Origin of the sequence: Pseudomonas sp. G5001 (genome assembly GCF_013385475.1) — a bacterium.
Lineage (GTDB): Bacteria > Pseudomonadota > Gammaproteobacteria > Pseudomonadales > Pseudomonadaceae > Aquipseudomonas.
In genome coordinates this window covers 492,293-518,988 of the sequence record NZ_JACAPZ010000005.1, presented here as the reverse complement: position 1 = coordinate 518,988, position 26,696 = coordinate 492,293, and the positions used below count along the sequence as shown (strand labels likewise).

24 protein-coding genes are annotated in these 26,696 nt (G+C 61.3%); 15 read left to right on the top strand and 9 right to left on the bottom strand.

Annotation, left to right across the window (positions count from 1 at the left end):
• The first annotated feature begins 15 nt into the window (after positions 1 to 15).
• Complete coding sequence (gene mtgA / locus HX805_RS03765) at positions 16 to 738, top strand: monofunctional biosynthetic peptidoglycan transglycosylase (protein ID WP_087693250.1); 723 nt, start codon at positions 16 to 18, stop codon at positions 736 to 738.
• A 135-nt stretch (positions 739 to 873) separates the two neighbouring features.
• Here mtgA and rpoH read toward each other — a convergent pair whose 3' ends face one another.
• The 4 genes from rpoH to ftsY form a co-directional block, all read right to left on the bottom strand.
• A complete protein-coding gene (rpoH, locus tag HX805_RS03760; RefSeq protein ID WP_003176698.1) occupies positions 874 to 1,728 on the bottom strand; it encodes an RNA polymerase sigma factor RpoH in 855 nt (284 codons plus the stop codon).
• A 129-nt stretch (positions 1,729 to 1,857) separates the two neighbouring features.
• Positions 1,858 to 2,880 carry a permease-like cell division protein FtsX gene (gene ftsX, locus HX805_RS03755; RefSeq protein WP_003213783.1) on the bottom strand — a complete coding sequence of 341 codons (1,023 nt, stop codon included), beginning with the start codon at positions 2,878 to 2,880 and terminating at the stop codon, positions 1,858 to 1,860.
• Entirely contained in the window at positions 2,877 to 3,548 is a 672-nt protein-coding gene (ftsE, locus tag HX805_RS03750) for a cell division ATP-binding protein FtsE (protein ID WP_003213784.1), read from the bottom strand. Before ftsE ends, ftsX begins: the two co-directional genes overlap by 4 nt.
• Complete coding sequence (ftsY, locus tag HX805_RS03745; protein ID WP_177080626.1) at positions 3,545 to 4,954, bottom strand: signal recognition particle-docking protein FtsY; 1,410 nt, start codon at positions 4,952 to 4,954, stop codon at positions 3,545 to 3,547. Before ftsY ends, ftsE begins: the two co-directional genes overlap by 4 nt.
• A gap of 232 nt (positions 4,955 to 5,186) precedes the next feature.
• Between ftsY and HX805_RS03740 the strand changes: the two genes are divergently transcribed.
• From HX805_RS03740 to HX805_RS03725, 4 genes are all read left to right on the top strand, one after another.
• The gene (locus HX805_RS03740; RefSeq protein ID WP_003213786.1) at positions 5,187 to 6,542 is read left to right on the top strand and encodes a pitrilysin family protein; all 1,356 of its coding nucleotides are present in this window, start codon (positions 5,187 to 5,189) and stop codon (positions 6,540 to 6,542) included.
• Positions 6,535 to 8,025: a pitrilysin family protein gene (locus HX805_RS03735; RefSeq protein WP_177080625.1), complete on the top strand. Its 1,491-nt coding sequence runs from the start codon at positions 6,535 to 6,537 to the stop codon at positions 8,023 to 8,025. Before HX805_RS03740 ends, HX805_RS03735 begins: the two co-directional genes overlap by 8 nt.
• Positions 8,025 to 8,630 carry a 16S rRNA (guanine(966)-N(2))-methyltransferase RsmD gene (gene rsmD, locus HX805_RS03730; protein WP_177080624.1) on the top strand — a complete coding sequence of 202 codons (606 nt, stop codon included), beginning with the start codon at positions 8,025 to 8,027 and terminating at the stop codon, positions 8,628 to 8,630. Before HX805_RS03735 ends, rsmD begins: the two co-directional genes overlap by 1 nt.
• Before the next feature lie 130 nt (positions 8,631 to 8,760).
• Positions 8,761 to 9,756 carry a hydrolase gene (locus HX805_RS03725; RefSeq protein ID WP_177080623.1) on the top strand — a complete coding sequence of 332 codons (996 nt, stop codon included), beginning with the start codon at positions 8,761 to 8,763 and terminating at the stop codon, positions 9,754 to 9,756.
• 47 nt (positions 9,757 to 9,803) lie between these two features.
• Here HX805_RS03725 and HX805_RS03720 read toward each other — a convergent pair whose 3' ends face one another.
• Both HX805_RS03720 and HX805_RS03715 read right to left on the bottom strand, forming a co-directional pair.
• Positions 9,804 to 10,658: a sulfurtransferase gene (locus HX805_RS03720; RefSeq protein WP_087693253.1), complete on the bottom strand. Its 855-nt coding sequence runs from the start codon at positions 10,656 to 10,658 to the stop codon at positions 9,804 to 9,806.
• A gap of 39 nt (positions 10,659 to 10,697) precedes the next feature.
• Complete coding sequence (locus HX805_RS03715; protein WP_003213791.1) at positions 10,698 to 11,369, bottom strand: TetR/AcrR family transcriptional regulator; 672 nt, start codon at positions 11,367 to 11,369, stop codon at positions 10,698 to 10,700.
• 146 nt (positions 11,370 to 11,515) lie between these two features.
• On the opposite strand from HX805_RS03715, the gene HX805_RS03710 reads away from it, so the two are divergent.
• The 5 genes from HX805_RS03710 (at position 11,516) to HX805_RS03690 (ending at position 16,175) form a co-directional block, all read left to right on the top strand.
• Complete coding sequence (locus HX805_RS03710; RefSeq protein ID WP_102604117.1) at positions 11,516 to 12,943, top strand: coniferyl aldehyde dehydrogenase; 1,428 nt, start codon at positions 11,516 to 11,518, stop codon at positions 12,941 to 12,943.
• 28 nt (positions 12,944 to 12,971) lie between these two features.
• Positions 12,972 to 13,517 carry a twin-arginine translocation pathway signal protein gene (locus tag HX805_RS03705; RefSeq protein WP_177009092.1) on the top strand — a complete coding sequence of 182 codons (546 nt, stop codon included), beginning with the start codon at positions 12,972 to 12,974 and terminating at the stop codon, positions 13,515 to 13,517.
• Positions 13,518 to 13,550: 33 nt separating this feature from the next.
• Positions 13,551 to 15,146 carry a GMC family oxidoreductase gene (locus HX805_RS03700; RefSeq protein ID WP_003213795.1) on the top strand — a complete coding sequence of 532 codons (1,596 nt, stop codon included), beginning with the start codon at positions 13,551 to 13,553 and terminating at the stop codon, positions 15,144 to 15,146.
• A 114-nt stretch (positions 15,147 to 15,260) separates the two neighbouring features.
• Positions 15,261 to 15,740 carry a pantetheine-phosphate adenylyltransferase gene (coaD, locus tag HX805_RS03695; RefSeq protein WP_003176711.1) on the top strand — a complete coding sequence of 160 codons (480 nt, stop codon included), beginning with the start codon at positions 15,261 to 15,263 and terminating at the stop codon, positions 15,738 to 15,740.
• A gap of 183 nt (positions 15,741 to 15,923) precedes the next feature.
• Complete coding sequence (locus HX805_RS03690) at positions 15,924 to 16,175, top strand: YfhL family 4Fe-4S dicluster ferredoxin (protein WP_003213796.1); 252 nt, start codon at positions 15,924 to 15,926, stop codon at positions 16,173 to 16,175.
• Between the two features lie 133 nt (positions 16,176 to 16,308).
• Here the strand turns inward: HX805_RS03690 and mutM are convergent, their stop codons facing one another.
• Positions 16,309 to 17,121: a bifunctional DNA-formamidopyrimidine glycosylase/DNA-(apurinic or apyrimidinic site) lyase gene (mutM, locus tag HX805_RS03685; protein ID WP_008438968.1), complete on the bottom strand. Its 813-nt coding sequence runs from the start codon at positions 17,119 to 17,121 to the stop codon at positions 16,309 to 16,311.
• 21 nt (positions 17,122 to 17,142) lie between these two features.
• The gene (locus HX805_RS03680) at positions 17,143 to 17,955 is read right to left on the bottom strand and encodes an HDOD domain-containing protein (RefSeq protein ID WP_174717803.1); all 813 of its coding nucleotides are present in this window, start codon (positions 17,953 to 17,955) and stop codon (positions 17,143 to 17,145) included.
• A 299-nt stretch (positions 17,956 to 18,254) separates the two neighbouring features.
• On the opposite strand from HX805_RS03680, the gene HX805_RS03675 reads away from it, so the two are divergent.
• The 4 genes from HX805_RS03675 (at position 18,255) to ilvD (ending at position 23,723) form a co-directional block, all read left to right on the top strand.
• On the top strand, positions 18,255 to 19,451 hold the full coding sequence (locus HX805_RS03675) for a class I SAM-dependent rRNA methyltransferase (protein ID WP_177116617.1): 1,197 nt from the start codon (positions 18,255 to 18,257) through the stop codon (positions 19,449 to 19,451).
• A 232-nt stretch (positions 19,452 to 19,683) separates the two neighbouring features.
• A complete protein-coding gene (locus HX805_RS03670; protein WP_177116616.1) occupies positions 19,684 to 20,880 on the top strand; it encodes an MFS transporter in 1,197 nt (398 codons plus the stop codon).
• 212 nt (positions 20,881 to 21,092) lie between these two features.
• Positions 21,093 to 21,551 (top strand): transposase, encoded by a 459-nt coding sequence (locus HX805_RS03665; RefSeq protein ID WP_003213801.1) that lies wholly within the window; start codon positions 21,093 to 21,095, stop codon positions 21,549 to 21,551.
• A gap of 330 nt (positions 21,552 to 21,881) precedes the next feature.
• A complete protein-coding gene (ilvD, locus tag HX805_RS03660; protein WP_003213802.1) occupies positions 21,882 to 23,723 on the top strand; it encodes a dihydroxy-acid dehydratase in 1,842 nt (613 codons plus the stop codon).
• Between the two features lie 193 nt (positions 23,724 to 23,916).
• On the opposite strand, the gene HX805_RS03655 is transcribed toward ilvD, so the two are convergent.
• Complete coding sequence (locus tag HX805_RS03655; protein WP_003213803.1) at positions 23,917 to 24,975, bottom strand: phosphorylcholine phosphatase; 1,059 nt, start codon at positions 24,973 to 24,975, stop codon at positions 23,917 to 23,919.
• A 241-nt stretch (positions 24,976 to 25,216) separates the two neighbouring features.
• Here HX805_RS03655 and HX805_RS03650 point away from each other — a divergent pair, with 241 nt between their 5' ends.
• Complete coding sequence (locus tag HX805_RS03650) at positions 25,217 to 26,608, top strand: L-cystine transporter (protein ID WP_003213804.1); 1,392 nt, start codon at positions 25,217 to 25,219, stop codon at positions 26,606 to 26,608.
• Positions 26,609 to 26,696: the final 88 nt, after the last annotated feature.

Below are 26,696 nucleotides of genomic sequence, written 5' to 3'. Positions count from 1 at the left end.
GGCCAAGCCATCTCTATGCTGCGTCTCCTCTTCAAGCGTTTTCTCAAAGCCCTCAAGTGGTTTGCCATCGGCAGCGTGCTGCTGGTGCTGCTGTTCCGTTTCGTGCCACCACCGGGCACTGCGCTGATGGTTGAGCGCAAGGTCGAGTCCTGGGTCGACGGCGAGCCGATTGACGTACAGCGCACGTGGGTGCCGTGGGATCAGATCTCCGACGAACTGAAAGTGGCGGTGATGGCCGGCGAAGACCAGCGCTTCCCGCAACATTGGGGTTTTGATTTCGGCGCGATCCAGGCGGCATTGCAGCATAACGAGCGTGGCGGTTCGATTCGTGGCGCCAGCACCTTGAGCCAGCAGGTATCGAAGAACCTGTTTTTATGGACCGGCCGCAGCTATTTCCGCAAGGGCCTGGAAGCCTGGTTTACCGGGCTGATCGAGATTCTCTGGCCCAAGCAGCGAATTCTTGAGGTGTACCTCAACAGCGTGGAGTGGGATGAAGGCGTGTTCGGCGCCGAAGCGGCGGCGCGGCATCACTTTGGGGTGAGCGCCAAGGCGCTGACCCGCCAGCAGGCCAGCTACCTGGCGGCGGTGTTGCCTAACCCGCGGGTGTGGAGTGCCAGCCATCCAACGTCGTATGTCGCGCGACGGGCGGCGTGGATTCGGCAGCAGATGAGTCAGTTGGGTGGCGACAGCTATTTGAATGAGCTGAACAACTCGCGCAAGGCGCCCTGGGCTGACTGATACCCCACAAAACAAAAGTGGGAGCGGGCTTGCTCGCGAAAGCGGTGTGCCAGTCAATACCTTAGGTGACTGATCCACCGCTTTCGCGAGCAAGCCCGCTCCCACATTTCGATCGCGCTGTCCTAGCTACCTGTGTCAGGCGGCGATCGACAGTTTCAGCTTGTTCATCGCACTCTTCTCGAGCTGACGAATCCGCTCGGCCGACACGTTGTACTTCTGCGCCAGGTCGTGCAGCGTGGCTTTTTCTTCTGCCAACCAGCGCTGGTAGAGAATGTCACGGCTGCGGTCGTCCAGCACTTCCAGCGCTTCGTGCAGGTTGTGATTGGAGTTGTCGCTCCAGTCGGCATCTTCCAGCTGACGCGCCGGGTCGTACCGGTGGTCTTCCAGGTAGTTGGCCGGCGATTGGAAGGCGCTGTCGTCGTCCGCTTCGGCGGCCGGGTCGAAGGCCATGTCATGGCCGGTCAGGCGACTTTCCATCTCGCGCACTTCACGTGGCTCTACGCCGAGGCTTTCGGCCACGCGATGCACTTCTTCGTTGTTCAGCCACGCCAGGCGTTTCTTCTGGCTGCGCAGGTTGAAGAACAGTTTGCGCTGGGCCTTGGTGGTCGCGACTTTCACGATGCGCCAGTTGCGCAGGATGAATTCGTGAATTTCCGCCTTGATCCAGTGCACAGCAAACGACACCAGGCGCACACCCATTTCCGGGTTGAAGCGCTTCACAGCTTTCATCAGGCCAACGTTGCCTTCCTGAATCAGGTCAGCCTGGGCCAGGCCGTAGCCGCTATAGCTACGGGCGATATGTACGACAAAACGCAGGTGGGCGAGCACCATCTGCCGAGCCGCCCCCAAATCCTGCTCATAGTAGAGACTCTCGGCCAGTTCACGCTCCTGCTCGGGCGTCAGCAATGGAATGCTGTTGACCGTGTGCACATAGGCCTCCAGGTTCGCACCCGGGACCAGAGCATAAGCAGGTTGCAAAGAAGTGGTCATACGAAAAAACCTCCGACTCACATAACTCGTGCAGTTCAGCACTGCGAAAATTGACCGGGAACCGTAGGACAAGTTCCCTAAACCACTGATACGGTCAATACAAACGAAACCACATTACCCTGACATTAACTACTTCGGTGCCAGCTCACGTAAATGCCGTGCGACCGCAATCCAAGCACCGATATACCCCAAGAGCACTGCCCCAAGCAACAATGACAGACCATCGGCTGCCGGCACGCCGGCCAGGGCAAAATCGCTGCCGTACAAACCGGCAAGCCCCACCACCGCATCGTTCAGCCAGTTCAGGCCAAAAGCCAGTACGCCCCAGGACAAAATTCCCGCACCGAAGCCATAAAGCGCGCCCATGTACAGAAAAGGCCGACGCACATAGCTGTCCGTGCCGCCGACGAGTTTAATCACTTCTATCTCGGTGCGGCGGTTTTCAATATGAAGACGAATGGTATTGCCTATCACCAAAAGTAATGCAGACACCAGCAACACCGTCAGGCCGAACACAAACCGGTCGCCCAGCTTGAGAATCGCGGCCAACCGCTCTACCCAGACTAGATCAAGTTGTGCCTGTTGGACCTTCGGCAGCTCTGCGAGTTTTTGTCGCAGGGCTTCCAGGGTGGTCTTGTCGACCTCGTTCGGGGTGACCAGCACCACGCCCGGCAGCGGGTTTTGCGGCAACTCCTTGAGCGCCTCGCCCAGGCCGGACTGTTGCTGGAACTCTTCCAGGGCTTGATCGCGGCTGATGTACTCAGCCTCGGCCACACCCGGAATGCCCTTGATCTGGTCGCGCAGGGACTCACCGTCCTGGGCGCTGGCATCCAGGTTCAGGTACAGGGAAATCTGCGCCGCCCGCTGCCACGAACCGCCAAGGCGCTCGACATTGTTCAGCAGCAATGACAAGCCCATGGGCAGGCTCAAGGCCACGGCCATGACCAGGCAGGTAAAAAAGCTGCCGATCGGCTGCTTGCCGAGGCGGCGCAGGCTGTCTACCAGGCTGGCACGGTGGCTTTCGATCCAGGCATGCACCAGGGTGCCGAAATCCGGGCCATCGTCTTCGTCGCGTTTTTTCTTCTGTGGCTGCGGGTCGGCCGCCTTTGGCGCGACGCGCTCGGAAACCTTCGGGCTGCGTGTTGCACTCATACCCCAGCCTCCCCGTCACCGATCAGGCGGCCGCGTTGCAGGGTCAACATGCGGTGGCGCATGCGGGCGATCAGCGCCAGGTCGTGACTGGCGATCAGCACGCTGGTGCCCAGGCGGTTGATGTCTTCGAACACGCCCATGATTTCTGCGGCCAGGCGCGGGTCGAGGTTACCGGTGGGTTCGTCCGCCAGCAGCAAGGCCGGGCGATGGACGATGGCGCGGGCGATGCCGACGCGCTGTTGCTGGCCGGTGGACAGGTCGCCCGGGTACAGGTCGGTCTTGTCCGACAGCGCCACGCGCTCCAGGGCCGAATCCACGCGCTTGACGATTTCGGCCTTGGACAGACCGAGAATCTGCAACGGCAAGGCGATGTTGTTGAACACCGTGCGATCGAACAGCAACTGGTGGTTCTGGAACACCACGCCGATCTGGCGACGCAGGAATGGAATCTGTGCGTTGCTGATGGTTGCCAGGTCCTGGCCCGCCAGCAGCAGTTTGCCGGTGGTTGGGCGCTCCATGGCCAGCAGCAGGCGCAACAAGGTACTTTTACCGGCACCCGAATGGCCGGTCACAAACAAGAATTCGCCGCGACGCACCCGGAAACTCAGCTCATGCAAGCCGACATGCCCGTTGGCGTAGCGTTTACCGACCTGTTCGAAACGAATCATGAACGCTCCCGCTCGGCAAACAGTGCCTGTACAAAGGGTTCGGCTTCAAAAGTGCGCAGGTCGTCGATGCCTTCACCGACGCCGATGTAACGAATCGGCAACCCGAACTGCTTGGCCAGGGCGAAGATCACACCGCCCTTGGCCGTGCCGTCGAGCTTAGTCAATGCCAGGCCGGTCAGTTGGACCGTCTGGTGGAATTGTTTGGCCTGGCTGATGGCGTTCTGGCCGGTACCGGCGTCCAGCACCAGCAACACCTCGTGGGGCGCGTCGGCATCGAGCTTGCCGATCACGCGGCGAACTTTCTTCAGCTCTTCCATCAGGTTGTCTTTGGTGTGCAGGCGACCGGCGGTATCGGCGATCAGCACATCAATGTTGCGCGCTTTGGCGGCCTGCACCGCATCGAAGATCACCGAAGCCGAATCGGCGCCGGTGTGCTGGGCGATGACCGGGATCTTGTTGCGCTCGCCCCAGACCTGCAATTGCTCCACGGCGGCGGCACGGAAGGTGTCACCGGCGGCGAGCATGACTTTCTTGCCTTCCAGTTGCAGCTTCTTCGCCAGCTTGCCGATGGTGGTGGTCTTGCCGGCGCCGTTGACGCCAACCACCAGGATCACAAACGGCTTTTTCTGCGTATCGATGATCAGCGGCGCTTCCACCGGCTTGAGCATGTTGGCCAGCTCGGCCTGCAGCGACTTGTAGAGCGCATCGGCGTCGGTCAGTTGCTTGCGCGCGACCTTCTGGGTCAGGCTCTGGATGATCACGGCGGTGGCTTCGACGCCCACGTCGGCGGTCAGCAGGCGGGTTTCGATGTCCTCCAGCAGCTCGTCATCGATGGTCTTTTTGCCGAGGAACAGGCTGGCCATGCCTTCGCCGATGCTGGCGCTGGTCTTGCTCAGGCCTTGCTTGAGGCGGGCGAAGAAACCGGTCTTGCCGGTTTCGGCAGGAACAGCAGGCTCTTCGATGACTGCTGGCGCGGCGACGGCGACCGGAACAGGTTCGGCGACCACCGGTGCAGGCACCTCAACCACTGGCGGCGCCTGGACCACAACGGGCGCAGGCTCCACGAGGGCCGGAATCGGCGGCGCCACATGCTCGGCCAGCTCGTCTTCAACCAGTGCTACAGGCTCTTCTGCCACCGGCAACACCAGCCATGGCTTGTGCTCTGGCTCTGGCGCAGGTTCTGGCTCAACCACCGGCTGCAACACCGGCTCGGCCATCGGCAACACCACCGGGGCCGGTGTTTCGGCAACCGGTTCGGCTTCTACTATGGATTCGGGGATCGGTTCAGCTTGAACCTGCGGCTGTTCGACGACGGTTTCCTGCGGCTTTTTGCGCAGCCATCCGAACAGGCCTTTTTTCTCGCCAGCCGCAGCTGGGGTCTTCTTGTCGTCGTTGGAACCAAACATGGAGACGGCTATCTCAAGGTAGCGACGCGCCAGGGGGCGTGCCGGTAAATAAAATTCGATGCGTAACAGACTGTTTTTTAGCCAGCTCGTTCATGCGCAACATTTTGTAAGGCCTAAATAGAGCCTTAACAAGACAGCCATAGTGGCCGTCCCTAGGTCGGACCAGTATCCTAGCACCTCCTCGCCCGCCGACGCTAAGACCAAGCGGGCAGCCCAACAGGTTTAAAAACGAATGAATGCTCTAGCCCGCCGCGCCGCAGGCCTGCTGCTCAGCACAGTTTGTCTGCCCCTTTCAGCTTTGGCTGCCGACCCACAACCCACCCATGAATTCACCCTGGACAACGGCCTCAAGGTCGTCGTGCGCGAAGACCATCGCGCCCCGGTGGTGGTTTCGCAGGTCTGGTACAAGGTTGGCTCCAGCTACGAAACCCCGGGCCAGACCGGTTTGTCCCACGCCCTGGAACACATGATGTTCAAGGGCAGCGCCAAGGTCGGCCCCGGCGAGGCTTCGTTGATCCTGCGTGACCTGGGCGCGGAAGAAAACGCCTTCACCAGCGACGACTACACCGCCTACTACCAAGTGCTGGCCCGTGACCGCCTGGGTGTCGCCTTCGAGCTGGAAGCCGACCGCATGGCCAGCCTGCGCCTGCCGGCCGACGAGTTCAGCCGCGAGATCGAGGTGATCAAGGAAGAGCGCCGGATGCGCACCGACGACAACCCGATGTCCAAGGCCTATGAGCGCTTCAAGGCCATGGCCTACCCGGCCAGCGGCTACCACACGCCGACCATCGGCTGGATGGCCGACCTGGACCGCATGAAGGTTGAAGAGCTGCGCCACTGGTACCAATCCTGGTACGTGCCGAACAACGCCACCCTGGTAGTGGTGGGCGACGTAACCCCGGATGAAGTCAAAACCCTGGCCCAGCGCTATTTCGGCCCGATCCCCAAGCGCGACGTCCCCCCGGCGAAAATCCCGCTGGAGCTGGCCGAGCCCGGTGAACGCCTGCTGACTATGCATGTACAGACCAAACTGCCGAGCGTGATCCTTGGTTTCAACGTGCCGAGCCTGGCCACCGCTGAAGACAAACGCTCGGTCAACGCCCTGCGCCTGATCTCGGCACTGCTGGACGGCGGCTACAGCGCGCGCATCTCGACACAACTGGAGCGCGGCGAAGAGCTGGTGTCCGGCGGCTCGTCGAGCTACGACGCCTACACCCGCGGTGACAGCCTGTTCACCCTGACTGCCACACCGAACCTGCAAAAGAAAAAGACCGTGGCCCAGGCTGAAGCCGGCCTTTGGCGCCTGCTGGATGAGCTGAAGGCCAAGCCACCGAGCGCTGAAGAACTGGAGCGTATCCGCGCCCAGGTCATCGCCGGCGTGGTTTACCAGCGCGACTCGATTACCAGCCAGGCCACTGCCATCGGCTCCCTGGAGACAGTGGGCCTGTCCTGGAAACTCATGGACACCGAGCTGGCCGAGCTGCAAAGCGTCACCGCCGAAGATATCCAGAAAGCTGCACGCACCTATTTCACCCGCGAACGTCTCAGCGTCGCCCATGTCTTGCCTGAGGAGACCGCTCATGAGTGAACGTAAAAACAACCGCCTGGTGCTGCCCGGCCTGATCGTGGTGACTTTGGCTGCGGCCTGCGCGGTGTACTTGCTGCGCCCCAGCGAATCCGTCGCCAGCCAGGCGCTGGAGCAGGCCAAGTCCGCCAACAAGCTGCAATCCCTGGCCGAGCTGGACGACAAGGCGCCGACCAACCGCAAGCTCGACGTGCAAACCTGGACCACCGCCGAAGGCGCCAAGGTGCTGTTCGTCGAAGCCCATGAACTGCCGATGTTCGACATGCGCATCCTGTTCGCCGCCGGCAGCAGCCAGGACGGCGCAACGCCAGGCCTGGCACTGTTGACCAACGCAATGCTTAACGAAGGCGTGCCGGGCAAGGACGTCAGCCAGATTGCCGCCGGTTTCGACGGCCTGGGTGCTGATTTCAGCAATGGCGCCTACCGCGACATGGCGCTGGTTTCCCTGCGCAGCCTGAGCGCCAGCGACAAGCGTGACGCCGCCCTGTCACTGTTTGACGACGTGATCGGCAAGCCGACCTTCCCGGCAGACTCCCTGGCGCGGATCAAGAACCAGCTGCTGGCCGGCTTTGAATACCAGAAACAGAATCCCGGCAAACTGGCGAGCATCGAGCTGTTCAAGCAGCTCTATGGCGACCACCCTTACGCGCACCCGAGCGAAGGCAACGCCGAGAGTGTGCCGAAGGTGACTCTTGCGCAATTGAAGGACTTCCACGCCAAGGCCTACGCCGCCGGCAACGCAGTGATTTCCGTAGTCGGCGATCTGACCCGCGCCGAAGCCGAAGCCATGACCGCCAAGGTTTCCGCGTCCCTGCCAAAAGGCCCGGCGCTGGCGAAAATCGCCCAACCGGTCGAGCCCAAGGCTGGCACCACGCACATCGAGTTCCCGTCCAAGCAGACAACCCTGCTGCTGGCGCAACTGGGTATCGACCGTGCCGACCCGGATTACGCCGCGCTGTCCCTGGGTAACCAGATTCTCGGCGGCGGTGGCTTCGGCACCCGTTTGATGAGCGAAGTGCGCGAGAAACGCGGCCTGACCTACGGCGTATACTCCGGCTTCTCGCCGATGCAGGTACGCGGCCCGTTCATGATCAACCTGCAAACCCGCGCCGAAATGAGCGCCGGCACGCTGCGATTGGTGCAGGACGTACTCGCCGACTACCTCAAGACCGGCCCGACACAGAAAGAACTCGATGACGCCAAGCGCGAACTGGCCGGCAGCTTCCCGCTGTCCACCGCGAGCAACGCCGATATCGTCGGGCAGCTGGGCGCCATGGGTTTCTACAACCTGCCGCTGAGCTACCTGGAAGATTTCATGAAACAATCCCAGGCGCTGACCGTTGACCAGATCAAAGCTGCTTTGAACAAACATTTGAGTGCCGACAAGATGGTCATCGTGACCGCCGGCCCGACGATTGCGCAAAAGCCACTACCGCCCCCCACTGATAAACCCGCCGAGCAACCGCTCGGGGTTCCGGAGCATTAATGGCCCGTCCATCCCGTCCCAAAAAACCTGTCCACAACGTTCACAACGGTGTGGGCCAACTGCGCATCATCGGCGGAGAGTGGGGCAGCCGTAAGCTGAGCTTCCCTGATGTCGTGGGCCTGCGCCCGACGCCAGACCGCGTGCGTGAAACCCTGTTCAACTGGCTCGCGCCGTATATCGCCGGGGCCAAGGTGCTGGACCCGTTCGCGGGTAGCGGCGCGTTGTTCCTGGAGTCGCTGTCCCGTGGCGCGGCGCTGGGCCAGGCGCTGGATGCCAGCAATGTGGCGGTCGCCAGCCTCAAGGAACACCTGGGCACCCTGCGTTGCACCACAGGGCAAGTGCAGACGGCTGACGCGTTGCGCTACCTGGAAACCCAGGAAGCCCGTGAGTTTGACGTGGTGTTTCTTGATCCGCCGTTCAACCAGAGCCTGCTGCCGACTGTATGTGCGCTGCTGGAAGAGCGTCAGTGGTTGGCGCCGGATGCCTGGATCTACACTGAAAGCGAAACCGCACCGTCCACACTCGGCCTGCCGGGCACGTGGCGCCTGCACCGCGAGCAGAAATCCGGGCGGGTGTATTACGCGTTGTGGCAACGCACCGTGTAGGAGCGAGCTTGCTCGCGAAGATCGTTAACGATGACGCGGGAAACCAGGGGAACGCGGTGATCTTGAGTTTTTCGCGAGCAAGCTCGCTCCTACAATGATTGGAGCAAGCCCATTCGGCACCGAGAATTTCATGACTCCGCCCCTCGACCGCTTCTCCCCCGCCTTCGGCCTCGGCAACCCGCACCTGCAAACGTTGTGGGGACCGCTGTGGCGCAAAACCACGCACATCGAACGCCAGCGCGAACGGCTGTGGCTGGCAGACGGCGACTTTCTCGACCTCGACTGGCATGGGCCCCATGACGCAACCACCCCGCTGGTGCTGGTACTGCACGGGCTGACCGGCTCGTCCAACTCCCCTTACGTCGCCGGCCTGCAAAAAGCCCTCGCAACCCAAGGCTGGGCCAGCGTCGCGCTGAACTGGCGTGGCTGCTCCGGCGAACCCAACCTGCTCGCCCGCAGCTACCATTCCGGCGCCAGTGAAGACCTGGCCGAAACCATCGCTCACCTGCGGGCCAAGCGCCCGTTGGCGCCGCTGTATGCGGTGGGGTATTCACTGGGCGGCAATGTGCTGCTCAAGTACTTGGGCGAAACCGGCGAAGCCTGCGGGCTGCAAGGTGCGGCAGCCGTGTCGGTACCGTTTCGCCTGGATCAGTGCGCCGATCGCATTGGCCTGGGCTTTTCTCGGGTTTATCAGAAGCATTTCATGCGCGAAATGCTGGCCTATATCCGCGTCAAACAAAGCCGGTTTCTCAAGGATGGCCGCGAGGCAGGCCTGAAAACCCTCGCCGACCTGGGCTCGCTGGAGAAGATGCGCACGTTCTGGGACTTTGACGGCCGCGTCACCGCGCCGCTGCACGGGTTCCTCAGTGCCGAGGACTACTACCGCCGCGCCTCCAGCCGCTACTACCTCGGGGGCATTCGCACACCAACCCTGATCATCCAGGCCGCGGACGACCCGTTCGTGTTCGCCCACAGCCTGCCCGAGGCCAGCGAACTGTCGGATTGCACCGAGTTCGAACTGCTGGCCAAGGGCGGGCATGTCGGGTTTGTGGACGGCTCATTGAAGCAGCCAACTTACTACCTGGAACGGCGAATCCCAGGGTGGCTACTGACACAACGCCGATAAAAATGTAGGAGCTCCCACACTTTGGCTCAGACCGGGTCAGGCAGACCTCAGTCGCCTGTTGCAACTTCCCGCTTTGGATCAGTGATCCACTCGCTCCACGACCCCGCGTACAACTTGCCCAACGGGTAACCCGCCAGGCACAGCGCAAACAGGTTGTGGCAGGCAGTCACGCCCGAGCCGCAGTAGGCCACCAGGTCATCCGGCGAGCGGTCTTGCAGCTTGGCGGCGAAGCGTTGCTTGAGCTGGTCCGCCGGCAGGAAACGGCCGTCGCTGCCCAGGTTTTCATTGAATGCGGCACATTGCGCGCCGGGGATATGCCCGGCAACCGGGTCGATCGGCTCCACTTCACCACGAAAACGCGGCTGGGCGCGGGCGTCGATCAGGGTCAGGCCGGGCTGGCCAAGGCGTTTCTGCAGGTGTTCGGCGTCCAGTTGCAAGTGGTTGTCCGGCGTGCCGCTGAAGGTGCCGGGCTCGATCACCGGCGCATCCAGGCTCAACGGGAAGCCCGCCGCGTGCCAGGCTTTCAGGCCGCCATCGAGGATGAACACACCGTCGCGCTTGCCCAGCCAGGCCAGCAGCCACCAGGCACGGGCGGCATAGGCACCCGGGCCGTCGTCATACAAAACGATATCGCTGTCGGCGTTAACGCCCCATGCCCGCAGTTGCCGGATAAACGCATCCGGCGCCGGCAACGGATGGCGACCGGTCACGCCCTTGATTATCGGCCCGCTGAGGTGGCGCTCCAGATCGGCATACTGCGCCCCTTCGATATGCCCTTCGGCGTAGCTGCACAGGCCGTAGTCCGGGTCTTCCAGGGCAAAGCGGCAATCGAGGATCACCAGCCCGCCGGACTTCTGGCGCTCGGCCAGTTGCTGGGGGCTGATCAGTTGGGCAAGCGGCATGACTGACTCCTGTGGCTAGGTTAGCGTTCGGGAAACATCCTACTTCACTTCTTCCAGCGCCTGATTCAACGGCACGTAAAACTCTTTGAACAGTGCATCCACCGCGTCCTTGGCCTTGGGGGTGATAAACCCGGCTTCCAGCACCAGCACCTGGTACACACCGCGCTTGATGGCCTCAGCGCTCAGGTGCGTGGACTTTTCATTGGTGGTGCACAGGAAGCGCACCCATGAGGTGAGGATGATCCAGGCGTTGAGGGTCAGGGCTTCGGTTTGCACCGGGTCCATGTTCAGGATGCCGGCATCGACAAACCCCTGGTAGATGGCTGCGCCCTGGATCAGGCAACGCTGGGAGAACCGCCGATAGCCGGTGGCCAGCTCCGGGTCGCTTTCCAGCAGGTGTTCGAGGTCACGGTGCAGGAAGCGGTAGCGCCACATGCCGGCCAGCACCGCCTGCAGGTAGAAGCGCTTGTCTTCCACGGTCACCGCACGGCCCTGGGGCGGGCGCAGGAAACTGTCCACCAACGCTTCGTACTCACGAAACAGCACCGCGATAATCGCCTGCTTGTTGGGGAAGTGGTAGTACAGGTTGCCCGGGGAAATTTCCATATGGGCGGCGATATGGTTGGTGCTGACACTGCGCTCGCCCTGCTGGTTAAACAGCTCCAGGCTGGTTTGCACAATGCGCTCGCTGGTCTTTACTCGTGGTGCCATGGGAAATCAACTTCTAGACCCGTGATGGCGGCATCTTACGGACTATCCTTGTCCGGATAAATCGGCACGTTGTGCAATGTTATTTGACAATTTAGAGCAATGACTCTAAAAACTGAAGCATTCCAATAACAATCGGGAACTTCGCCATGTCTGCCAACGTTGCCTACCTGCAAGATTCCCAGGCGCTGGACCAGCTCCAGGAACTGTTCGACGCCCAGCGCCAAGCCTACGCCGCCAACCCGATGCCGCCGGCCGCCCAGCGCCAGCAATGGCTCAAGGCCTTGCGCGAGCTGCTGAGTGACGAACGCCAGGCGCTGATCAACGCCATCAGCAGTGATTTCAGCCACCGCAGCGCCGACGAAACCCTGTTCGCCGAACTGATGCCCAGCCTGCATGGCATTCACTACGCCAGCAAACACCTCAAGGGTTGGATGAAACCTTCCCGCCGCGCTGTAGGCATTGCCTTCCAGCCCGCGTCCGCCAAGGTCATCTATCAACCCCTGGGTGTGGTCGGGGTGATCGTGCCCTGGAACTACCCGTTGTACCTGGCCATCGGCCCGCTGGTGGGTGCATTGGCGGCCGGCAACCGGGTGATGCTCAAGCTCAGCGAATCCACCCCCGCCACCGGCCAGTTGCTCAAGACGCTGCTGGCGAAGATCTTCCCCGAGGACCTGGTGTGCGTGGTGCTCGGCGAGGCTGAAGTGGGCATGGCGTTTTCCAAGCTGCGCTTCGACCACCTGCTGTTCACCGGCGCCACCAGCATCGGCAAGCACGTGATGCGCGCGGCGGCCGAACACCTGACGCCGGTCACCCTGGAACTGGGCGGCAAATCACCGGCGATTGTTTCCGCCGACGTGCCGCTCAAGGACGCCGCCGAACGCATCGCCTTCGGCAAGGCGCTGAATGCCGGGCAAACCTGCGTGGCGCCGGACTATGTGCTGGTGCCGGAAGACCGTGTAGACGGCTTCGTCGAGGCCTACAGCAAGGCGGTTCGCGGGTTCTATCCGACCCTGGCCGACAACCCGGACTACACCGCCATCATCAACGAACGACAGTTGGCCCGGCTCAACGGCTACGTGAAAGACGCCACCGACAAGGGTGCCACCCTGGTCCCGCTGTACGACCAGGGCCAGGACCGCCGCATGGCCCACAGCCTGCTGCTGAATGTCAGCGACGAGATGACCGTGATGCAGGACGAAATCTTCGGCCCGGTGCTGCCGATCGTGCCGTATCGCGGCCTCGACCAGGCCTTCGCCTACATCAATCAGCGCCCTCGCCCGCTGGCGCTGTATTACTTCGGCTACAACAAGGCGGAACAGAACCGCGTACTGCACGAAACCCATTCCGGCGGCGTGTGCCTGAACGACACGTTGCTGCACGTAGCCCAGGACGACATGCCCTTCGGCGGCATCGGCCCGTCGGGCATGGGCCACTACCACGGCCATGAAGGTTTCCTGACCTTCAGCAAGGCCAAGGGCGTGCTGATCAAACAACGCCTGAACGCGGCCAAGCTGATTTACCCGCCCTATGGCAAATCCATCCAGAAGTTGATCCAGAAGCTGTTCGTCCGCTAACAAACCCATCACCGGGATAACAATAAGAATGAACCCTAGCCTGACTGAATCACCCGCGCTGTCACGACGCGGCGTCTTGAAACTCGGCCTGTGCGCCAGCGCCTTCCTGGCCACCGCCGGGCTTGGCGCCAGCCTCAGCGGCTGCTCCAGCAGCACCCCGGCCAGCGGCTTTGCGATGTTGCGCAGCAGTGACCTGCCGTTTTTGCGGGCAGTGATTCCGGTGCTGCTGGAGGGCGTGGCCAGCGCCGAGATAGTGGTGGCCGGCATCGACGACACCCTGAAAAAGCTCGACTTCAGCCTGCAACACCTGTCGCCCGAGATGTTCAAGCTGACCCAGCAACTGTTCGACGTATTGGGCATGGCCGTCACCCGTGGGCCGCTGACCGGGGTGTGGGGCAGCTGGGAAAACGCCAGCGGCGAACAGATCCGCAACTTCCTGCACCGTTGGGAAAACAGCTACCTGAACCTGCTGCGCATGGGCCAGGGCTCGTTGCTCAAGCTGGTGATCATGGCCTGGTATTTCCGCCCCGAGTCCTGGGCGCATTGCGGCTACCCCGGCCCACCGAAAATCTGATCTGCATCCCGATAAAAACAAGAGACGACCCTGATGCCCGTACCTGATCTGTTCCGCGATGGCATGGCCCGCGGCTGGAAGACCCACAATGGCGCCGCCCTCGACCAGGACCTGACCCTGGAAGCCGACGTCGCGATCATCGGCAGCGGCGCCGGCGGCGGCACCACCGCCGAAATCCTCAGCGCCGCCGGCTACAAGGTGCTGCTGATCGAAGAAGGCCCGCTGAAGACCAGCAACGACTTCAAGCTGCTGGAAGACGAGGCCTACGCCAGCCTCTACCAGGAAGGCATCGGCCGCATGAGCAAGGACGGCGCTATCACCATCCTGCAGGGCCGCGCGGTCGGCGGCACCACGCTGATCAACTGGACCTCCAGCTTCCGCACCCCGGACCCGACCCTCGCCCACTGGGCCAGCGAGTACGCGGTCAAGGGCCACAGCAGCGCCGAAATGGCGCCCTGGTTCGAAAAAATGGAACAACGCCTGGGCATCGCGCCTTGGGCCATGCCACCGAATGCCAACAATGACGTGATCCGCAAGGGCTGCGAAAAGCTTGGATACAGCTGGCACGTGATCCCGCGCAATGTGCGCGGCTGTTTCAACCTGGGGTATTGCGGCATGGGTTGCCCGGTCAACGCCAAGCAATCAATGCTGGTGACCACCATTCCGTCCACCCTGGAGAAAGGCGGCGAGCTGCTGTACCTGGCCCGTGCCGAACGCCTGAAGTTCAGCGGCGACACCATCACCAGCCTCGAATGCGTGGCCATGGATCAGTATTGCGTGGCACCCACCGGCCGCAAGATCACAGTAAAAGCCAAGCATTACGTACTGGCCGGCGGCGGCATCAACAGCCCGGCGCTGCTGCTGCGCTCGGACGCACCCGATCCCCACTCGCGCCTGGGCAAGCGAACCTTTTTACACCTGGTGAATTTTTCCGCCGGGTTGTTCGACGAGGTGATCAACCCGTTCTACGGCGCGCCGCAGTCGATTTATTCCGATCACTTCCAATGGCAGGACGGCACTACCGGCAAAATGTCCTACAAGCTCGAAGTACCGCCACTGCATCCGGGCCTGGCCAGCACCTTGCTCGGCGGCTACGGCACGCAGAACGCGCTGGACATGGGTCAACTGCCGAAAACCCACGCCATGCTGGCGCTGCTGCGGGACGGCTTCCACCCCGACAGCCCGGGTGGCACAGTCGAATTACGCGGCGATGGCACACCGGTGCTCGATTATCAGGTTTCGCCCTACGCCTGGGACGGCCTGCGCCGGGCATTCCACAGCATGGCGGAGATTCAGTTTGCCGGCGGCGCCAAGTCGGTGATGCCGCTGCACGGCGATGCGCGCTACGTGAACACCTTGGCTGAAGCCCGCAGCATGATCGACGGGTTGAACCTCGAATTACATCGAACCCGGCTCGGCAGCGCTCATGTAATGGGCGGTTGCGCGATGGGGGAAGAACCGAAAAACGCCGTGGCCGACAGCCTTGGGCGCCATCATCAACTGCGCAACTTGTCGATCCACGATGGCTCGCTATTCCCCACCAGCATTGGCGCTAACCCGCAGTTATCGGTGTATGGATTGACGGCGCAACTGGCGACGGCATTGGCCGAACGTCTGAAAACGGCCTGAAAAAACCGGGTATTCGCGGTGTCTATAGTGCTTTCTTCTGAATAAGTTGACTTGGCCGACCGGGATGGCTGCGATACCATCCGGTTCCCCAACGGACTCCGCCAGGACGACGCGATGAACCGAGTGTTGTACCCAGGTACCTTCGACCCAATCACCAAGGGCCATGGCGATCTGGTCGAACGCGCCTCGCGCTTGTTCGACCATGTGATTATCGCGGTCGCTGCCAGCCCCAAGAAAAACCCGCTGTTTCCCCTGGAACAGCGCGTGGAGCTGGCCCGTGAGGTCACCAAGCATCTGCCCAACGTTGAAGTGGTCGGCTTCTCGACGCTGCTGGCGCACTTCGCCAAGGAACAGAACGCCAATGTGTTCCTGCGCGGCCTGCGGGCGGTGTCGGACTTCGAATACGAATTCCAGCTGGCCAACATGAACCGCCAACTGGCGCCGGACGTGGAAAGCCTGTTTCTTACGCCTTCGGAACGTTATTCGTTCATTTCCTCGACGTTGGTCCGGGAAATCGCGGCGTTGGGCGGGGATATCACCAAGTTCGTGCACCCGGCTGTGGCGGATGCTCTCACCCTGCGATTCAAGAAATAATCCCGGACTGCAGGAGCTGGCTTGCCAGCGATCCAGGCGCCACGGTGCAACTGACCCATCGCCATCGCCGGCAAGCCGGCTCCTACAGTCCATCGCTGTGACTCGCACTGCGGGCGCCAATGCGGCACAATTGCGCGCATTAGTTTTCAGATGCCTTGGCTGACAGCCCTGGCAGGAGTTTCCATGTCCCTGATCATCACCGACGATTGCATCAACTGCGACGTCTGCGAACCCGAGTGCCCGAACGCTGCCATTTCCCAGGGTGAAGAGATCTATGTGATCGACCCCAACCTGTGCACCCAGTGTGTCGGCCACTACGACGAACCCCAGTGCCAGCAGGTTTGCCCGGTGGATTGCATTCCGCTGGACGAGGCTCATCCGGAAACGGAAGAGCAACTGATGGAGAAGTACCGGTTGATTACCGGGAAGGCCTAAGTCCCTTGGCGCTTCATTAAGCCCCTTCGCGAGCAAGCCCGCTCCCACATTCGACTGCATTCCAAAGGTGGAACTCGGTCGAATGTGGGAGCGGGCTTGCTCGCGAAGAGGCCATCAGCAGCACCACAAATTGTCAGCTCTGACACTTCGGGCAAAACACACTCGCCCGCTGCCCCAGCATCACGTTGCGCAATTCGGTCCCACAGACCTTGCACGCCTCGCCACCACGGCCATAGACGAACAATTCCTGCTGGAAATACCCCGGCTGTCCGTCGCCACCGATAAAGTCCCGCAGCGTGGTGCCGCCGCGCTCGATGGCCGCCGCCAGGATGCGTTTGATCTCGATCGCCAGCTTCAGGTAACGCCCACGGGAAATGCCCTTGGCTTCCCGGCGCGGATCAATCCCGGCGGCAAACAGCGCTTCCGTCGCATAGATATTGCCCACGCCCACCACCACCGCGTTGTCCATGATGAACGGCTTCACCGCCATCGAGCGTCCACGGGACAGCTGGAATAGCCGCTCGCCGTCGAACAGGTCGGTCAACGGCTCCGGCCCCAGGCGGATCAGCAGCTCGTGGTTCAGCGGGTCGAGGCTCCAGAGCATCGCGCCAAAGCGTCGCGGGTCGGTGTAGCGCAGGGCCAGGCCCGACTCCAGTTCTATATCCACATGCTCATGCTTGGCCGCCGGGCTGCCGGCTTCCACCAGGCGCAAATTGCCCGACATGCCCAAGTGGCTGATCAGCGTGCCGACCTCGGCATTGATCAACAAATACTTGGCCCGCCGCTCCACCAGCACGATGCGTTGCCCGGACAGCCGCACATCCAGGTCTTCCGGGATCGGCCAGCGCAGGCGCCGCTCACGCACCACCACACGGCTGACCCGCTGGCCTTCCAGGTGCGGCGCAATTCCGCGCCGGGTGGTTTCGACTTCCGGTAACTCGGGCATGTGTACCTCTTGGAAAAAGGGTTAGTGCGCGCCCAGCTCGCGGATCGACAACTTCAAACTCTCGAAGTCGTAGTCCGACAGGCCGATATGGTCCAGCACCAGCGGGCCGATGGCGTTCCACTCATGGTCATCCACCTGGTTGCCCAGCACGCGGTACGACGCACAAATGTGCTCGGCCATCTTCAGGATCGCCAGCAGGTTTTTCAGCTGCGGCTTCTGGTTGGACTCGTCGCTGAAAATCGCCAGGGCATTGTGGTGATTGGCGATGGCATCGGTCACATGTTCCGGCAGGCGCCAGGATTTGGCGGTGTAGTAACCCACCACGGCATGGTTGGTGTTGAACGCCTGGTTCTCGGTGTCGACCACACGGCACTCCGGGCCGGCGTTGGCATAGGCCTCTTCCAGCACACTCATGTAGTTCGGGAAACGCTTGAGCATCAGCGGCACGCCACAATCGTGGAACAGCCCCAATGCGTAGGCTTCATCGACCGCCTGGCTGCCGGTGCGCTTGGCCAGGGCCAGGCAGGTCATGGCCACGTCCTGGGCGGTGTCCCAGAAACGGTTGAGGGTGACGATGGTGTCGTCGCTCATCTCGCCCTTGATCGACTGCGCGTTGATCAGGTTGACGATGGAGCGGCTGCCCAGCAGGTTCACCGCGCGCTGGATCGAGACGATCTTGTTGCTCAGACCGTAATACGGCGAATTGACGATCTTCAGCAGCGAGCCGGAGAGGCCCGGGTCTTGGGCGATCAACCGGGCGATCACTTCCAGGTCCGGATCGGGCATGTACTGCTCCATCTGCAAATCCACCATGATTTGCGGTTGAGGCGGCACGCTGATGCCTTGCAGGCTCTGTTGGATCTGTTCGGCGGATAGCTCTTGGGACATAGGGGGCACACTCTGGACTAGGCGGCGATTCTAACCTTTATGGCAACCAGGCTGACACCTCAAAAACCCGAACTGAAACCGGACCGAATGTGGGAGCGGGCTTGCTCGCGAAAGCGGTGTGTCAGCCACGGAATGGGTTTACTGATCCTCCGCTTTCGCGAGCAAGCCCGCTCCCACATGTCCGGCGGCGCCGCCAAGTACTGCACAACACGGTATACTCCCGCTCTTTTTTCCGGAGCGACGTCATGTCCCTGCCAAGCCTGCGTCTCAAAGCCAACGCCGATCGTCGTTTGCGCAACGGCCACCTGTGGGTCTACAGCAACGAAATCGATGTGGCCGCCACACCTCTTCACGGCTTCCAGGCAGGCGACCAGGCGATCCTGGAAGCAGCCGGCGGCAAGACCCTCGGCATCGTGGCCATGAGCCCGAACAACCTGATCTGCGCCCGCCTGCTGTCCCGCGACATCAAGTTGCCGCTGGACAAGTCGCTGCTGGTGCACCGCATCAACGTCGCCCTGTCCCTGCGTGACCGCCTGTTCGACAAGCCGTTCTACCGCCTGGTGTACGGCGATTCCGACTTGTTGCCAGGCCTGGTGGTCGACCGTTTCGGCGACATCCTGGTGGTGCAGATCGCTTCGGCGACCATGGAAGCCCACAAGGAAGACGTGATTGCCGCACTGACCCAAGTGCTCAAGCCAAGCGGCATCCTGTTCAAGAACGACTCCGCTGCGCGTGATGCCGAAGGCCTCAACCGCTACGTCGAAACCGTGTTCGGCCTGGTGCCGGAGTGGGTGGCACTGGAAGAAAACGGCGTGAAGTTCGAAGCGCCGGTGATCCAGGGCCAGAAGACCGGCTGGTTCTACGACCACCGCATGAACCGCGCTCGCCTGGCTCCGTATGCCAAAGGCAAACGCGTACTCGACCTGTACAGCTACATCGGCGGCTGGGGCGTGCAAGCGGCCGCCTTCGGTGCCAGTGAAGTGTTCTGCGTCGACGCCTCCGCCTTCGCCCTCGACGGCGTGGAGCGCAACGCGGCACTGAACGGCGTTGCCGAGAAAATGACCTGCATCGAAGGCGACGTGTTCGAAGCCCTCAAAGAGCTGAAAGCCAGCGAAGAGCGTTTCGACGTGATCGTGGCCGACCCGCCTGCCTTCATCAAGCGCAAGAAAGACATGAAGAACGGCGAAGGCGCCTACCGCCGCCTGAACGAGCAAGCCATGCGCCTGCTCAGCAAGGACGGCATCCTGGTCAGCGCTTCGTGCTCGATGCACTTGCCGGAAGACGACCTGCAAAACATCCTGCTGACCAGCGCCCGTCACCTGGATCGCAATATCCAGATGCTGGAACGCGGCGGCCAGGGCCCGGACCACCCGATGCACCCGGCGATTGCCGAGACCCGGTATATCAAGAGCATTACTTGCCGGTTGTTGCCGAACAGCTAACGCCCAATTGAAACCGGATCAACTGTAGGAGCGAGCTTGCTCGCGAAAGACGAATAGACAACACGGGCTACCTGATAGCGCTGCGTTATCGTTGACGTTCTTCGCGAGCAAGCTCGCTCCTACAGCGGCCACACACACCATCATGGGCTTGGCCTCCCACAACACTTTTGATTGAATTCCCCGTTTCGCAGACTAGTATCGGTTTCTGGTTTTACTCCGGAAAATAAAAACAATGTCTGAGTCCTCTTATTCGCCACCCCATGGCGACGTAAAACGCCAACAACTCTCGCGCTTCATCCTCATCACCTGCATTTCCCTGATCAGCTTCTTCCCGATCAATATCCTGCTGCCCTCCTTTCCAGCCCTGGCCGCGAAGTTCGACACTTCAACCGCTGAAGTCGCGCTGTCCATCAGCCTGTTCACCCTGGTATTTGCGATTTCCCAACTGATCGCCGGCCCGCTTTCAGACAAGTTCGGGCGCAAGGAAGTCCTGCTGGGGTGCATCGTGGTTTCCACCCTAGGCTCGATCGGCTGCGCACTGGCGGCGAATTACCCGAGTTTCCTGCTGTTTCGCGCCGTCCAGGCCATCGGCTGTGGCTTTTTTGTGCTCGGCCATGCGCTGGTTGAAGACCTTTTCGAAGAGCAGGATCGCGCCCGCATCCGCATCTACTACATGACCCTGAGCGGATCGTTCGTTGCGCTGTCGCCGCTGCTCGGCTCCTGGCTGCAAACCACATTTGATTGGCAGGGCAGCTTTTATGGATTTGCGGTGATGGCGCTAGGCATGTTTATCCATGCCTGGCTGATATTGCCGTCCAAGGCGGCCAGCCCTGAAAGAGCCCCTGTTTCGATCATCGCCACGCTGAAATCCATCGCAAACAACCGGGACTTCATCCGTTACTGGTGGATCGCCGCGTTGGTATTCGCGTGTTACTTCGCCTTGATCAGCGTGACACCGCTGATTTTCATGGATGAGTTGAAGCTGTCCGAATACCAGTACGCAGTAGTGCTGATGGTGTATGGCGTTGCCTACCTGCTGGGCGGCGTTGCAGCAACTGCACTGCAGAAACATATCTCCCTCACGCGACAAATCAACCTCGGGCTGGGCCTGCTGGGGATCGCAGGCGTATTGCTGACGCTGGTGATCAGCTATGAGGCCATGACCACCATCACCCTGCTGATCCCGATGCTGATCAGCGCCCTGGCCGTGACCCTGGTTCGCCCCGCCGCGATTTCCGCGGCCATGTTGCTGTTCTCCAGCAGCGCCGGCACCGCCGCGTCGGCCGGCAACAGCATCATGTTCATCACCGCCGCCGTCAGCAGCGCCGCGCTCGCCCAAGCCGGAGACAACTTGCTGATGACCATCGCCATCAGCTTCATCGTGCTCAGCGTTTGGGGCGTAGTGACGAACATCAGAGTCGGACGCTAACGCTCTCCCACTCCCACTGTAGGAGCGAGCTTGCTCGCGAAAAACATATAGGCGACACGGGCCACCTGATAGCGCTGCGTTATCGTTGACGTTCTTCGCGAGCAAGCTCGCTCCTACAGAAGGCATGACATATTCAGAACCAGTGTTTAAACGCCAATAGACACTGTTGCCTCCTACCGTCTCTCTTCTACCCACACGAAGAGGACGAAGGAATGTCCACCCAGCAAAACGCCCATCGGCTGCGTAAAGGCCGCTATTCGGAATCCGGCCGCATTTACCTGCTCACCGCCGTCACCCATCAACGACAGCTGGTCTTCCAGGACTGGCGCATTGGTCGCCTGCTTGTTCGCGAATTCAGAAAGGCTCAGGACGACGGCGAGGCGACCTCACTGGCCTGGGTCGTGATGCCGGACCATTTCCATTGGCTGGTGGAATTGCACAACGGCGATTTGCCGAGACTGATGCGGATTACCAAGTCGCGAAGTGCCCACGCCATTAACAAAGCGAGGAGTTGCCACGGGACACTTTGGCAAAAGGGCTACTTTGATCGGGCGCTACGCCGGGAAGATGACCTGAAAGCAACAGCTCGATACATCGTCGCCAATCCATTAAGAGCAGGGCTGGTTGAGCGTATCGGCGACTATCCGCTCTGGGACGCCATGTGGCTGTGAAATACGCAACCCTGTAGGAGCGAGCTTGCTCGCGAAAAACCAACAGACGACACGGACCACCTGATAGCGCTGCGTTACCGTTGACGTTTTTCGCGAGCAAGCTCGCTCCTACAGGTAGACGGCCATTCCCTCCGGCCGCCAGCGGTGTAGAATCGGACCTATTCATCGCCAGTCATCCCCCGGCGGGTTTATGAGCTCGAGGCCCAAGCAAGCGGCGATCCCGCGACGCGAGTGGCAACTTCCGGACACACGGCCATTTATCGGGTGCTCCAGTCGTCAATTAGAAGCTCACTCCCCTTTAGTACTTGATTAGCCGCCCGGAGTGCTCCAATGCCTGATTACCGCTCGAAAACATCCACCCACGGCCGCAACATGGCCGGCGCCCGCGCACTGTGGCGCGCCACGGGGATGAAAGATGACGACTTCAAGAAGCCGATCATCGCGATTGCCAACTCGTTCACCCAGTTCGTACCCGGCCACGTCCACCTCAAGGACCTGGGCCAACTGGTCGCCCGCGAGATCGAACGCGCCGGCGGTGTAGCGAAAGAATTCAACACCATCGCCGTGGATGACGGCATCGCCATGGGCCATGACGGCATGCTGTATTCCCTGCCGAGCCGCGAGATCATCGCCGACTCCGTGGAATACATGGTCAACGCCCACTGCGCCGACGCCATCGTGTGCATCTCCAATTGCGACAAGATCACCCCCGGCATGCTGATGGCCGCCCTGCGCCTGAACATCCCGGTGATCTTCGTCTCCGGCGGCCCGATGGAAGCCGGCAAGACCAAGCTCGCCTCCCACGGCCTCGACCTGGTGGACGCCATGGTCATCGCCGCCGATTCCAGCGCTTCTGACGAGAAGGTTGCGGAATACGAGCGCAGCGCCTGCCCTACTTGCGGTTCGTGCTCCGGCATGTTCACCGCCAACTCGATGAACTGCCTGGTGGAAGCCCTGGGCCTGGCGTTGCCGGGCAACGGCTCGACACTGGCCACCCACAGCGACCGCGAGCAACTGTTCCTGCAGGCCGGCCGCACCATCGTCGAGCTGTGCAAGCGCTACTACACCGAGAACGATGAGTCGGTGTTGCCGCGCAACATCGCCAACTTCAAGGCGTTCGAAAACGCCATGACCCTGGACATCGCCATGGGCGGTTCCACCAACACCATCCTGCACTTGCTGGCCGCCGCGCAAGAAGCCGAGATCGACTTCGACCTGCGGGACATCGACCGCCTGTCGCGCCACGTGCCGCAACTGTGCAAAGTCGCGCCGAACATCCAGAAGTACCACATGGAAGACGTGCACCGCGCCGGCGGGATCTTCTCGATCCTCGGCTCCCTGGCCCGTGGCGGCCTGTTGCACACCGACCTGCCGACCGTGCACAGCAAATCCATCGCCGAAGGCATCGCCAAGTGGGACATCACCCAAACCACTGACGAAGCCGTGCATCACTTCTTCAAGGCCGGCCCGGCCGGCATCCCGACGCAGACCGCGTTCAGCCAGTCGACCCGTTGGGAAACCCTCGACGACGACCGTGAAAACGGCTGCATCCGCAGTGTCGAGCATGCCTATTCGAAAGAGGGCGGCCTGGCCGTGCTGTACGGCAACATCGCCCTCGATGGCTGCGTGGTGAAAACCGCCGGTGTCGACGAGTCGATCCACGTGTTCGAAGGCCGCGCCAAGATCTACGAAAGCCAGGACAGCTCGGTACGCGGCATCCTCGCTGACGAAGTGAAGGAAGGCGACATCGTCATCATCCGTTACGAAGGCCCGAAAGGCGGCCCGGGCATGCAAGAGATGCTGTACCCGACGTCGTACCTGAAATCCAAGGGCCTGGGCAAAGCCTGCGCCTTGCTGACCGACGGCCGTTTCTCCGGCGGGACCTCGGGCCTGTCCATCGGCCACGCTTCGCCGGAAGCTGCTGCGGGCGGCGCCATCGGCCTGGTGCAGGATGGCGACAAGGTGCTGATCGACATTCCGAACCGCTCGATCAACCTGTTGATCAGCGATGAAGAACTGGCGGCACGCCGGGTCGAGCAGGACAAGAAAGGCTGGAAGCCGGTGGAGAAGCGTCCGCGCAAAGTCACCACCGCCTTGAAGGCTTATGCCCTGCTGGCCACCAGTGCCGACAAGGGTGCTGTGCGTAACAAGGCGATGCTTGACGGTCTGTAAGCCTCGCCCATAAAAATGCCCCGCCAGGTGCGGGGCATTTTTTTGCCTGGAGATTATTCCTCAAACAAAGGTGATCAACTGTGGGAGCGGGCTTGCTCGCGAATTGCGGTGTGCCAGTTACCGAATAAGCTAGCTGATCCGCCGCCTTCGCGAGCAAGCCCGCTCCCACATTTTTGACCGAGTCCAGCCGTACTTACTGAATCTCGTCCGGCTTGACGATCACCCAGTTTTTATCCGCCGTCACCGGCAACCCTTCCTTGGCCTGGGCCGCAGCGTGCTTGGCCATCATGCCGTTCAACTGGGTCATGTATTTGTCCTTGCGGTTGATCCACAGGTGGATGCCGCCCTTGGCCACGTCCACGTCATGGAACAGCATGTAGCCGTCACTGGTTGGCGTGTCGCCACCGACGATCACCGGTTTTTTCCACTCGTCGATGTAGGTCAGGATCGCCGCGTGCTTGCCGGCCATCCAGGTGGCCGGGGTCCACAGGTACGGGGTCAGCTCCAGGCCGAGGTTGGCCTTCTCGTCATACTTGCCGGCGGCAATCTGCTTGCGGGCGGTGGTCAGCTCGCCGGTCTTGCGGTCCTTGAGCAAGGTGCTCACGCCGATGACATTCTCGGGTTTGACGTTGTAGCCGTACTTCGGATCGGCCGCGACCATGCGCACCAGTTCCTCGGACGCGGCGGTCATCACGTAGACCTCGATGCCGTTTTCCATCAGCTTGTTGAACAGCTCAGCCTGGCCGGTGAAGACCTTCGGCGGCTGCACTTCCATGTTCTTGACCACGTCACCGTCGTAATAGGTGACCGGCACCGGCTTGCCCGACGCCATCATCTCGTCGACGTAGCCCTTGAGTTCCTTGAGGGTGAAGCCGGAGAAAATCTGCGCGACCCACGGGTAGCAGACCATGTCGTCGACTTCGCAGAGGCGGTAGTAGTAGCTGAAGAGGCTTTCCTTGTGGTCGGCGGTGTCTTTGAACGGGATCAGCTTCAGGGAGGGGTCCATGGTGTCGCGGGTGATCAGGCCCTTGTTTTCCAGGTACGGCAGCAATGACTCTTCAAGGTCGTAGCGGTAACTGGTGTTGTCCATGTCGAACACCGCGAAGTTGCCCTTGTTGGCATTGGCAGCAATCATCGTGTCCAGTTGCTTGGCGGCAGCCGCCGGCCAATGTTTCAACTCGGTGGCGGCAAAGGCCTGGCTCGCGAGGCCCAGGCACAGCGCGGCGGCAAACAGTTTCGGCGCTAGCTTCATGTGCGTTTTCTCCCTGAGTGAAAGACATCGACGCTAACAAATCTGTATGACAGTTATCGCCCGAGCGCGACCGCTTTCGTCGTGATCGCGCCAATGCCATACGCCTGCGCGTCATCCGCTTATTCCAAAAACGACAGTCACCATGCGATAACGTTATTAAATCAATATATTTCAAGCTGTTAGGCTTGCCGGTTCGCAATCGCAGGCTCCTGCGATTGGCTGCCTTCTCAACGGAGCTTCAATGAATCTGCCCCTGATTCTCAACTTACTGGTGTTCGTGGCCTTGCTGCTGGGCCTGGCACAAACCCGCCGAACCAACTGGAGCCTCGCCAAGAAGGTGTTGTTTGCGTTGGTCCTCGGCGTGATCTTCGGTGTGGTGCTGCACGCGATCTACGGTGCCGGCAACCCGGTGCTCAAGGCCTCGATCGGCTGGTTCGACCTGGTCGGCAACGGTTACGTGCAGTTGCTGCAAATGATCGTGATCCCGCTGGTGTTCGCCTCGATCCTCAGCGCCGTGGCCCGTCTGCATAACGCCTCGTCCCTGGGCAAGATCAGCTTCCTGACCATCGGCACGCTGCTGTTCACCACGGCAATCGCGGCGCTGATCGGTATCGGCCTGACCAACCTGTTCGGCCTCACCGCCGAAGGCCTGGTGGCCGGCACCCAGGAAATGGCGCGCCTGCAAGTGATCCAGAGTGATTACGCGGGCAAGGTCGCCGACCTGAATATCCCGCAACTGCTGCTGTCGTTCATCCCGCAGAACCCGTTCGCCGACCTGGCCCGGGCCAAGCCGACGTCGATCATCAGTGTGGTGATCTTCGCTGCATTCCTCGGGGTTGCCGCGCTGCAACTGCTCAAGGATGACGTGGAAAAAGGCCAGAAAGTCCTCAACGCCATCGACACCCTGCAAGCCTGGGTGATGCGCCTGGTGCGCCTGGTGATGAAACTGACCCCCTACGGCGTATTGGCGCTGATGACCAAAGTGGTCGCCAGCTCCAACCTGCAAGACATCATCAAGCTCGGCAGTTTTGTGGTGGTGTCGTACCTGGCCCTGGGCCTGATGTTTGTGGTGCATGGCCTGCTGCTGTCGCTGGCCGGGATCAACCCGCTGCGGTTCTTCCGCAAGGTCTGGCCGGTACTGACGTTTGCCTTCACCAGCCGCTCCAGCGCCGCGAGCATCCCGCTGAGCATTGAAGCGCAGACCCGTCGCTTGGGGATTCCGCAGTCCATCGCCGGCTTTGCCGCCTCGTTTGGCGCAACGATTGGCCAGAACGGTTGCGCGGGTCTTTACCCAGCGATGCTGGCGGTGATGGTTGCGCCGACCGTGGGTATCAACCCGCTGGACCCGCTGTGGATCGCAACACTGGTGGCGATTGTGACCTTGAGTTCGGCCGGTGTGGCGGGCGTGGGCGGCGGTGCGACGTTTGCCGCGCTGATCGTGCTGCCGGCGATGGGCTTGCCGGTGTCATTGGTGGCGCTGCTGATTTCGGTTGAGCCGCTGATCGACATGGGCCGTACGGCATTGAACGTGAACGGTTCGATGACGGCCGGGGCGATTACCAGCCAGATCATGCAGCAGACGGATAAAGAACTGCTCAATGCCGATGAGCATGCGGAATTGGCGCAGGCCTGACAGACCGCTATCGCAGGCAAGCCAGCTCCCACATTGAACCGGTTTTTTCAGTAATACTCGGTCAACTGTGGGAGCTGGCTTGCCTGCG